Source organism: uncultured Granulicatella sp. (assembly GCF_963528195.1).
Lineage (GTDB): Bacteria > Bacillota > Bacilli > Lactobacillales > Aerococcaceae > Granulicatella.
Genome location: NZ_CAURVN010000003.1, coordinates 48657 through 59817, shown reverse-complemented (window position 1 = coordinate 59817; position 11161 = coordinate 48657). Strand labels below are relative to the sequence as shown.

10 protein-coding genes are annotated in these 11161 nt (G+C 34.9%); 4 read left to right on the top strand and 6 right to left on the bottom strand.

Going from position 1 to position 11161, the window contains the following annotated elements; translation table 11 throughout:
* The first annotated feature begins 1 nt into the window (after position 1).
* Positions 2-751 (top strand): hypothetical protein, encoded by a 750-nt coding sequence (locus RWR88_RS01890; RefSeq protein ID WP_314450358.1) that lies wholly within the window; start codon positions 2-4, stop codon positions 749-751.
* Positions 752-1160: 409 nt separating this feature from the next.
* Complete coding sequence (gene ileS / locus RWR88_RS01885; protein WP_314450356.1) at positions 1161-3947, top strand: isoleucine--tRNA ligase; 2787 nt, start codon at positions 1161-1163, stop codon at positions 3945-3947.
* Positions 3948-4234: 287 nt separating this feature from the next.
* On the opposite strand, the gene RWR88_RS01880 is transcribed toward ileS, so the two are convergent.
* Genes RWR88_RS01880 through RWR88_RS01865 form a run of 4 tightly spaced genes read right to left on the bottom strand, consistent with a single transcriptional unit; the run spans position 4235 to position 7039 of the window.
* Positions 4235-4579, bottom strand: coding sequence for a DUF5960 family protein (locus tag RWR88_RS01880; RefSeq protein WP_314450354.1), 345 nt, complete (start codon positions 4577-4579; stop codon positions 4235-4237).
* Positions 4554-4934, bottom strand: coding sequence for a hypothetical protein (locus tag RWR88_RS01875; RefSeq protein WP_314349819.1), 381 nt, complete (start codon positions 4932-4934; stop codon positions 4554-4556). Before RWR88_RS01875 ends, RWR88_RS01880 begins: the two co-directional genes overlap by 26 nt.
* Entirely contained in the window at positions 4931-6346 is a 1416-nt protein-coding gene (locus RWR88_RS01870; protein ID WP_314450353.1) for a Y-family DNA polymerase, read from the bottom strand. Before RWR88_RS01870 ends, RWR88_RS01875 begins: the two co-directional genes overlap by 4 nt.
* 9 nt (positions 6347-6355) lie before the next feature.
* A complete protein-coding gene (locus RWR88_RS01865; RefSeq protein WP_314450350.1) occupies positions 6356-7039 on the bottom strand; it encodes an XRE family transcriptional regulator in 684 nt (227 codons plus the stop codon).
* A gap of 135 nt (positions 7040-7174) precedes the next feature.
* Between RWR88_RS01865 and RWR88_RS01860 the strand changes: the two genes are divergently transcribed.
* A complete protein-coding gene (locus RWR88_RS01860; protein ID WP_314450348.1) occupies positions 7175-8431 on the top strand; it encodes a hypothetical protein in 1257 nt (418 codons plus the stop codon).
* Between the two features lie 12 nt (positions 8432-8443).
* Complete coding sequence (locus tag RWR88_RS01855; protein WP_314450347.1) at positions 8444-9148, top strand: CpXC domain-containing protein; 705 nt, start codon at positions 8444-8446, stop codon at positions 9146-9148.
* A 438-nt stretch (positions 9149-9586) separates the two neighbouring features.
* Here the strand turns inward: RWR88_RS01855 and RWR88_RS01850 are convergent, their stop codons facing one another.
* Both RWR88_RS01850 and RWR88_RS01845 read right to left on the bottom strand, forming a co-directional pair.
* Positions 9587-10093 carry a phosphatidylglycerophosphatase A gene (locus tag RWR88_RS01850; RefSeq protein ID WP_314450346.1) on the bottom strand — a complete coding sequence of 169 codons (507 nt, stop codon included), beginning with the start codon at positions 10091-10093 and terminating at the stop codon, positions 9587-9589.
* A 68-nt stretch (positions 10094-10161) separates the two neighbouring features.
* Positions 10162-11160, bottom strand: a complete 999-nt coding sequence (locus tag RWR88_RS01845) for an NAD(P)/FAD-dependent oxidoreductase (RefSeq protein ID WP_314450344.1) — start codon at positions 11158-11160, stop codon at positions 10162-10164.
* Between the last annotated feature and the right edge of the window lies 1 nt (position 11161).

Here is an 11161-nt window from a genome sequence, read left to right as displayed (position 1 = left end):
GATGACAGATTATGTAGCACCACCAAAAAAGAAAAAAGATTCTGATAATAAGGACTATGTAGTAGTTCCTAAAACAGATGATTACGTAGCTCCTCCAAAAAGAGATGATTATGTAGCACCACCAAAAAAAGGACAATCAAATTCTTCAGATTATGTTGATCCGACTTCAGATGAATGGAAAAAGAATCCAGTCTTTCAAACTAAACCTTCTTCAGAATATCCAAAAGAGGAACCAAAACTAGATCCTCAAGTGATTCCTTATTCAGGATACGGTGGCTATTTTGATACACCAAAGCAAGACTTAAGTTTTTATATAACGGGTTATTTAGTGATTTCACTATTCAATTATATTACGTCTTTTAATGAGTTAGGATTATGGGGAAAAATCTTCTGGCCCATTTATGTCCTGCTTTCGAACTATACTTATAGTTGGTATATTGACTATCGTCGTTTCAAAGGTGGAATTCTAGGATGGTTCTTTACACCATATGGTGGAATTCGTGCTGGATATGCTGCTTCTGAAATCATGGATTATAGTACTGGAAAAGTCAAACGTGGACTATTTGGTGGCTATAAGATGAAAATGAAGAAAGATATTGGATCACATCTGCTTTCATTTTTAATTATTACGTTTATCATAGAAATTATTAAGTATTTTGTAGCAATTCCAGTTTCATTTATCTCGTTATTCTTCCATAAGAGTACAGTTCGTAAATATGTAAGAGCGAGTGAAGAAGCTGTTAGAGGATAGAAAGAGACTTTTTATACTGTAGCATAGGACGCCAGTTCCTATCATAAAAGCCATTATTTTGGCTTTTATGATTTGTGCTACTGTGAAAGTTCATTTCTCCAAAATGGATAGTACTTGCAATTTTTAGAAAAATAGCGTATTATTCTTATATTCATGGACGAGAACGTTCTATTTTTGAAACAATTAGCGAGCTAATGATTGGTGAAAGTTTAGCATGTCCCTCAAAGATAGAGAATCATCTCTGAGATATATTTCCGAAATAATAGTAAGAAATATCGCCTAAATAGCGTTAACAATTTACCAAGTTGAAAAGTAATGAATACTTTTCAAGAATTTGGGTGGTACCGCGAAACTTTCGCCCCTGCTTTTGCAGGGGATTTTTTATTTTATAGACAAAGGAGGAAATGCAATGAAAATGAAAGAAACATTGCAAATTGGAAAAACAGAATTTCCAATGCGTGGGAATTTACCTACAAAAGAAATCGATTATCAACAAGAATGGGAAGAAGCAAACCTTTATGCACAACGTCAGTTAAAAAATGAAGGCAAACCTTCTTTCGTATTACATGATGGCCCTCCATATGCCAATGGGGATGTTCATATGGGACATGCGTTAAATAAAATTTCAAAAGACTTTATCGTACGTAGTAAATCAATGAGCGGATTCCGTGCTCCATTTGTTCCTGGTTGGGATACTCACGGTTTACCAATTGAACAAGCTTTAGCAAATGCTGAAGGTGTTGATCGTAAAAAAATGTCAGTAGCAGAATTCCGTAAATTATGTGCAGAATATGCTTGGCGTCAAATCGACAATCAAAGAACAGTGTTCAAACGTTTAGGTGTAACTGGTACATGGGATAATCCATATGTAACATTAAAGCCTGAATTCGAAGCAGAACAAATTCGTGTATTTGGTAAAATGGCTGAAAACGGCTATATTTATAAAGGATTAAAACCAATTTACTGGTCTCCATCAAGTGAATCTTCATTAGCTGAAGCAGAAATCGAATATAAAGATGTAGAAAGTGCTTCTATTTATGTAGCATTCAAAGTAAAAGATGGAAAAGGCTTATTGGGTGAAGATACTTCATTTGTTATTTGGACAACAACTCCATGGACACTTCCTGCAAACTTAGGAATTTTCGTTCATCCAGATTATGTATATGCACAAGTGAAAACTTCTGCTGGTACATTCGTTGTAGCTAAAGATTTAGTAGAATCATTAACAGATACATTATCATGGGAAAATGTAGAAATTTTACAAGAATTTCCAGGTAGCGCATTAGAATATATGACTGCTTGGCATCCATTCTATGAACGTGAATCATTAGTAATGAATGGAGATTATGTAACATTAGATGCGGGTACTGGTTTAGTACATACAGCTCCTGGACACGGGGAAGACGACTTCTATTATTCTCGTAAATATAATTTAGCAGTATTATCTCCAGTAGATAGCCAAGGTTGTTATACAGATGAAGCACCTGGATTTGAAGGTATGTTCTATGCAGATGCGAATAAAGTGATTACAGATTTATTAACTGAAAAAGGTGCACTATTAAACTTAAGTTATTTTGTACACAGCTATCCACATGACTGGCGTACGAAAAAACCAGTTATTTTCCGTGCGACACCTCAATGGTTTGCTTCAATTGATGCATTCCGTCAAGAAATCTTAGATGTGATTGAAAACGACGTTAAATGGTATCACCCTTCTGGTCAAGTTCGTATTTACAACATGGTTCGTGATCGTGGAGACTGGGTAATTTCTCGTCAACGTGTATGGGGAGTTCCGTTACCTGTATTTTATGCTGAAAATGGTGAACCAATTATTACACCAGAAACAACAGAATATGTTGCTCAAATTTTCGAAAAACATGGTTCAGATGTATGGTTTGAATGGGATGCAAAAGACTTATTACCAGAAGGCTTTACTCATCCAGATTCTCCAAATGGTATCTTTACAAAAGAGTTAGATATCATGGATGTATGGTTCGACTCAGGTAGTTCTCATGCTGGAGTTTTAGGAACTCGTGAAGAATTATCATTCCCAGCGGATATGTATTTAGAAGGTAGTGACCAATACCGTGGATGGTTTAACTCAAGTTTAACAACAAGTGTAGCAGTTCATAAAAAAGCACCTTATAAAGCAGTTCTTTCTCAAGGATTCGTAATGGATGGAGAAGGAAAGAAAATGAGTAAATCACTAGGAAACGTTATTTCTCCAGCTAAAGAAATGAAGACTAAAGGGGCAGATATTATTCGTTTATGGGTAAGTTCTGTGGACTATGAGTCAGACGTTCGTATTAGTGATGAAATTTTAAATCAAGTATCAGAAGTTTATCGTAAAATCCGTAATACAATGAGATTTATGTTAGCTAATACAACTGATTTTGATCCTAAAGCTCACGCAGTAGCATTTGAAGATTTACGTACAGTGGATCAATATATGTTAGTACGATTCAATCAATTAGTAGATAATATTCGTAAAGCATATGATAACTATCAATTCTCAACGGTTTACCAAGGGGTTATTAACTTCTGTACAGTTGACTTATCACAATTCTATTTAGACTTTGCTAAAGATGTTGTGTATATTGATCAAGAAAATGGCTTTGAACGTCGTGCAATGCAAACAGTATTGTATGATATCTTAGTGAAATTAACAAAATTATTGAGTCCAATTTTAGTGCATACAACAGAAGAAGTATGGAAATACTTAAAAGAAGAGGAAGCTTATGTTCAATTAGCAGAATTCCCTGAAGTAACTCATTATGAAGGCGAAGAAGCTATTTTAGCTCGTTGGGCTGAATTCTTTAAAGTTCGTAATACAGCTCTTAAAGCATTAGAAGAAGCTCGTAATGAAAAATTAATTGGTAAAAACTTTGAAGCAAAAGTTACGCTATATCCAACTCAAGAAGTGGCTGATTTATTAGACAGTTTACAAACGGATGTTGCTCAATTATTCATTGTTAGTCAATTAGAAGTTGCTCCTGTAGGAACAGCAGCTCCTGAAAATGCGGTTCAAGGTGAAGGTGTTTCAGTGGTTGTTGAACATGCAAAAGGGGAAACTTGTCAACGTTGCCGTGCAGTGAAAGTAGAAGTTGGAACATTAGAAGATGCTCCAACATTATGTCATCGTTGTGCGACAATTGTCCGTGAATTTTACCCAGAAGCGCTTAACGGCGAAGAGTAAATTTGTTTTAAAAGACTTCCTGTTATAGTAGCAGGCGGACGGCAGCAAACCTATGGTTTCATGCCTAAAATTTGAGCCTAAGGTCTCAAATTTTCCGGTGATAGAATCTGTGATGTCAGATTCTATCACTAGAGCTACTATGGAAGTCTTTTTTGTATCAGTCATATGATGAAGAAACGGATAAATGATGGAATGACTTCCTAGTATAGTAGCGTGCGGACGGCAGCAGCCCTTCGGTCTCATGCCTAGTGCTACTATGGTATGTTCATAATAAAAACAGCTCTTTCCTAATTAGGAGAGAGCTGTTTTTGTTGTTGTGAAAGATATTGTATCTTTAATTGTTCTAGTGAATGAGCAACGCAACGGTAGCGATAGAGTCGAATCGATGGTTGAGTCGCTTCTTCTTCAATCGTAAAGAGAAAATAATGATCCTGATGATCCAATGCATTTTTCCCATTCAGTTTAAAATAAGGGCGATTTGATTTTGCCATGGATAATAATACATCATCGATTAAAAAAGTCAGAGGAATCGTTAGAGAGGAATAGCGATAAAAATCTTCTTCAAAACGACGGTAATCTTCACTAAAATAATTCATTTGTAGTTCATTACGATAATAATCTTGCTGATTCATCCTGTTCCTCCTCTACTTGTTGAATAGAGACAATATTTTCAATAAAAATTCTTTGATAGCCATTACTGAGTTTTAATAAACATTCTGTAGCAGTGAGATTTTCTAATGTGCCTGTATAGTGCAACAGTTGCTTGTTTTCAAGAATAGAAATATGAGCTTTTAAAGAATATAACTGTAATTGCCCTAATAATAAATATTTTTCTTCTAAACTGAGTTGTGAATGAGTAGGGATAGGGATTGCATCATCTTCTAATGCACTTGTATGTTCAGAAAGAAAAAATCCCATCCACTTTGCCATTTTTCGATCTTGATATAAGCGAGCAGAACGAAAAGGTAAATAAGAACGATCAATCATTTTAATCCCTCCAAACCTCCAGCAGAATGTCCTCCAATGAGTTTGCTACGAGCAATATTTCTCGAACTTTCTAATAGGGAAGTTCCTTTTTGAATCGATAAAAATCCAAATTCATCTCGAATACCATCAATTGCCTGTTGTAATTTTTCTTCTTTTTCCATTAGTATCGGGTCATCAAATAATGAAATAATGGAATATTTATCATCCACTAAGTCACTATAGCGTACTCCAATTTGGCGGACAGCACCGCTATGATATTTTTTGCGAAATAATTGTAAGACAGCTTTTGTTAAGATGGCTGTTTGATTACTTGGTTCAATGGCTTCTTGGCAATGAAGCGAGGATTTCATTTCATATTTTGAAAAACCGATATAAATAGAAATGAGTTTTGTTTTTTTATGTCGTCTTCTTAATCGAATTGCTACTTGTTCTGCCATTTCTGATAAGACAACTTCTACATCTTCTTGATGAATATAATCTCGTGGTAAAATCTGCGAATTACCAATTCCTTTTGATTGTACTTTATACGGTTGATGGATATTACTTTCGTCTACGCCATTGGCATGAAACCAAAGTTGAACTCCTATGATGCCAAATTCTTTTTGTAAATCATCCGGATTACTCTCAGCTAATTCACGAATACTATGAATGCCTAGTTTATGTAATCTTTTTTCTGTTCTGCTGCCAATTCCCCAGAAATCAGTTAAGGAAGGAATAGCCCATACCTTTGTTTCAACATCCTCATAGGACCAATTTGCCCGCATTGTTTTTGTTTTTTTAGCTTCATTATCGAGAGCTAGTTTAGCAAGAAGGGGATTTGCATTGCTCATTCCAACAGTTGAAATAATTCCTGTTTTTCTCCATATTTCTTGTTGGATTTTGGAAGAAAGAACATCTAATTTTTCCTTTTTAGTGAATTGATGATGCGAGATAAAATAATTCAAGGAAGAAGTTAAATCAATAAAAGCTTCATCAATGGAATAAGGAAGAATATCTGTCGGTGCAGCAAATTTTTGAAAAATCTTTTGGATTTCCATATTTTTTTCAATGTAGCGATCCATTCTCGGGGGGACAATTAATGTTTTTTGCGCCCAATTTTCTACATAACGTATAACATTTTGATTGATGGGTAAACCTTGTCTTTTTGCAGCAGCTAGATTGAATTTTCTTGTTTGAATATGAAAAGGTAAATCATAAGAGCGACTGACATTTGCTTTTCCAAAAATCTTCTTAAAAATAGGGGAAGAAGCAAGAATCAGTCCATTAGCATTATCTGCACGACTCATGACACAAAGGCAAGTTGTTAATGGATTCAATCCACGGTCTACACACTCCACACTAGCATAGAATGATTTCATATCAATAAAGGCAATATCACTATGTGGTTCTCTTGCATAATCAATAACGGTCATTTTGAACCTCTAGGAAGCAGATACCGGCATAAAGTGATTCACGACGAGTCCAACTACTTGTGGATTTTCTTCATAAGGAATGAATTGCTCTGGGTAATTCGGATTTAAAGAAACCATTCTAAAGCCTTGTTCGCCTCGATATAATTTCTTAATATAAACGGCCTCGTTCCATGTTAGCGCATAGACTGCTCCATCATAGTCAAATCCATTAGCTTGAATAAGAGCGACTTCACCATTTTGATAAGCGGGACTCATCGAATCTCCTTGAATCCATGCAGCAATATCATACCCTCGTTGCTCTGTTGGAGAGTAGACAATTTCTGTTTCATATTCATCAAAAATTCCTTTTCCTAATCCGGCAGAAAGTTTTACTTCTGCTAATACGGTAATCGGATAGAGCGTTTTTTGACTTTGTTGCTGATGAAGCAATTGCTCTACATAGTGTTCTGCCTTTTTTTGATTGTTCGAATGCAGTTGTAAAAAGTTCGTCACAATAGTATATTCCGATTCAAAATAACTGGCTTCTACATTGAAAATGTCTGCTAATGCGATTAAATTTTTTTGATTTGGAATGGTTTTTTCATTTTCCCAATGATGATAAGCTACTCGACTAATTTCTAGTTGCTTGGCGATAAAAGATTGAGAATACCCTTGTTGAGTACGGATTTCTTTTAGACGATTTGCTGAAAACATGATACACCTCCGTTGTTAATTTATAACTTAACAATAGTTTATCACATGAAATGTGGGATGGCAATATCCACTTATATTAATAGCGAATAAAATTGAAAAATGATAAGATACAAGAGAAGAACAGGGAGGAATTATATGAGAAATAAAGTTCGTTTTAAAGAAAAATTATTTCTAGGTACAACTTTGTCATTTGAGTTTGATGGAAGTACGATTGGAAAAGAAGCTACTCCTAATCAATGGGTGCATGGAAAATGTTCGATTGAAAATGCTTTTGTATCTTTAAAAGTTAATGGAGAATTTCTCCGTGTAAGAGAAGTGGATCAATGGATTGAATCTTTAAGAAAAATGAAAGAAACTGAAGGAACAGAGCCTTGGCATTTATCATTTGAAGAAGAGGATATTGCTTTATATTTTTCTCCTAAAGAATATGAATCAGATGTCTGCTTATTAGGAATTCGATTGCGTCCTTTTATCAAAGGTGGAAGATATTTAACAGAATATTATGAGATTAGTTTATTTGAAGAAGAAATTTTTAAATTATTAGACTTCTTAGAATCTTGCCGTGAATTCAGTGTTGCCTCAAAAGAAAAAGTTGAGCCGACTCATCAAGAGGGAGAATATAAATATTGCCGTGTGAGCTTTGAAGGTAGTAGAAAACAATATGTGTATTTATGCCATAAAAATTTAGAAGTAGAAGTGGGCGATTATGTAACAGTTCCGGTTGGAGAATATTTCCAAGAAGTGGAAGCTTTCGTTGAAAAAGTCTTTTATGGAGATGAAGAGGCAGCGAATTTCCCAATAGAAGAATTGAAATATATCACAAATGTTGTTTCTTCCCAACAAGAAGCTGTGAGCGAGTATCAGTTATCCATTCCAAGAGAACAGATTATTTATAATTCTAGAGAAAATGAATTAAGAGAAAAAACAATTTTTGGAAGCAAAAATAAAACAGTCAATCCTGTGCATATTTTAAAAACAACGATAGGGGAATTTTGGCTGGAAGCAGATGGAGAAGTCATTCCAATGCATTACGAATTTACGAAATTAAGAGTATGGAAAGAAAATTTAGTCAATGGTTCGTATCGTTTAAGACCAGCTCAATTAGAGGCGTTAGCAGGCAAAATGATTGTATTAAAAACTTCGATGGATTTCGAGGAAATGCGCTATATTAAATCTTATGAGGGAATTGATTTATTAGGAGCACAGTGGCAGTGGAATCAGTTAGCAGTCGGAATCTGGGCTGAAAAGGTAGATCCAGAACACTATGAGATTGAAGTGGATTCGAATGGTGTTGTTTACTATCCACCAGCAGCAAAGAAGGCTTCCTTTGGAGTAGCGTGGACAACTTATGTGGACGATGAAGATGCTACGATTTGGATGAATATAGAGTAAATAGGTGAAGAGATGACAGAAAAATTATTTGTAGATAGAGAGATTAGATGTTTGCATTGTAGACGACATTTTGGGATACGTGAATATCAAAAAATCGAATTACCAAGACAACGGGAATTGATTCCTTATCTTTTGGATGCGTCTATTTTTGAATTTGAATGTCCCTATTGTCGAGAAGAATATACTGTGTTAAAAGATCAAGAGGAACTTGTGATCGATAATCAGGAAAAGAAATATCGTATTTATTATAGTGACAATGAATATGATAATGGTGTTAAACTCATGCAAGTGTCACATGGATTAGGAATTACATCAGAACAGGAAAAAGATTTTGTTCTTGAAGTTCGTGCATTAGATGAAGAAGGTTACCGTATTCGTTTTGAACCGAACTATGGTTCAGCAGTGGAAAAGATGGTTATTTTTGAAGCGGGTTTAAATGATGTAGCAGTCGAATTGCTGAAATCATATATGGAGCTTGAGTATGATTTTGATAAAGAATTTGATCATTTAGTATTTATAGATGATCAAGACAGAGCTTTTGTTGGTGTACAAGATGGTCGTCCTGTATTTGCAGTAGAATTTGATGAAGAGGAATATGAGGCGATTTTAGAAGCTTTTGCTGAAGAGTGTGAATGTATACAGTATGAAGTTGATACTTATGAAATTAAGAAACTTATGAAAAAGCGTCTCGAAGAAATGGAAGAGGACGAAAACTAGGCTTTGCTTGGGTTGCTATGGACGCCAGTAGCCCCTGTGTGGGTCTCTTGGCTAAAATTTGAGCCTATGGTCTCAAATTTTCCAGTACTATCATCCAGAGTGGCTGATAGTACTCGAGCAACAGCGCAAAGTTTGTTTTCTGTATAGGGAAAAATATGAGATTACGAATATAATGTAACTAGGCTTTGTTTAAGTTGCAGTGAGTTTTAGTTGTTTTATAAATTTGTATGTTAGTTAAAAACTTAGCTGATAAGAGGCTTTATAATAAAATAAAAACTTTTCTATAGTAGCAGTAATAAAATTCGTGTTAAGCGAATTTTATTATAGGAAACTTCGAGACCGTGGCTCGAAGTTTAGCAATGAGACTCGCTTTTGCGAGGCTGCTTGCGTCCTTGCTACCTTAGAAAAGTTAATTTTATTTTATGTTAGTTTATTAAATTAATCTAATTCTGCTTCTTGGTATTCTGGATATCCGTGGGCTACACGACTTGCTGCTGCTGCAGCAATAGCACCTACGATATCATCTAAGAAAGTGTGGCAGTAGCCACTTGATTTATCATTTAATAATTCTAAAATTCCTGGTTTTACTTTATCGATATAACCATAGTTTGTAAATCCGATAGAACCATAAACATTTACGATAGATAAAGCAAGAATTTCGTCTACACCATATAAACCTTCATCTTTTGTAAGAATATCATTTAATGGTTGAGATAGTTGATTTTTTTCTGCTAATTTATCTAACTCAATTCCTGTAATAATAGCGTTTTGTACTTCACGTTTTTTTAGAACAAATTCAACATTATTGTAGCAGTGTTCAAGCGTTAAATTAGGAAAATATGGTTCTTGTAAGAAATGAACTAATTTTGCAATTTCTTCTAACTCAACTCCACGTTCGTGAAGAAGTGATAGTGCATATTCATGTAATTCTTTTGTATTTTTCATAAAAACTCTCCTTCCACGTTTCCAATTCTTTAAAAGTGGAAACGAACATATCATTATAACATATATGACTAGAAAAGAGAAGAACTATGAATGGTTTGGATTCTTTTCTCAGGATGAATGTACGCCATTGCTTGGTTGACAGCAATCGGAGCTTCACCAAATCCTGTTGCGATAATTTGAACTTTTCCTTCGTATGTGGCAATATCACCAACAGCAAATATACCTGGAAGGTTTGTTTCCATTTTACTATTCGTGATAATTGCATTTCTTTGAAGTTCTAATCCCCAATCTTTAATAGATCCGATAGAAGAGGAAATCCCATAGCTGACAATGAAGTCATCCACTTCTAATTCAATTTCTTCTTCTCCACGAGCTTGTTTGAAGGTAACAGATTGAAGCGTATTTCCATCTCCATTTAAATGTTCTGGAATGAATGGTGTAAAGATTTCAACGGAAGAATTTTGAAGTAATTCAACACTATGTTCGTGTGCTCTGAATTGTGGACGACGGTGAATGATGCTAACTTTTTTGGCGATATTTTCTAACGCTAATGCCCAGTCCACTGCTGAATCTCCACCACCACAAATGGCAATATTTTTATCTCTAAATTGTTCTAAATTCGTTACGAAGTAGTGCAGTTGATGATTTTCGTAATTTTCTGCACCTTCTAATTCTAATTTACGGGGACGGAAAGCTCCGTTTCCACATGCAATAATAATCGTTCTTGCAAAGTGTTTTTGTTTAGAAGTTGTAATTTCATAGTAGTCTTCGTGTTTTTCAATTTGAAGAGCTTCTTCTTCTAAGCAAATTTGTGTAGATTCAAATCTATCTAATTGCTTGATTAAGTTTTCTACTAAATCTCCAGCTAAAATTTCAGGATAAGCAGGAATATCGTACACCATTTTTTCAGGATATAACATTCCAGGTTGCCCTCCTAGTTGAGGAAGGCTTTCGATAATTTTTACGCTTGCTTGACGAAGTCCTGCATAAAAAGCTGTAAATAATCCAACGGGTCCGCCACCAATAATGGCAATATCTACGATTTCTGTTGTCATTTCATTCTCCATT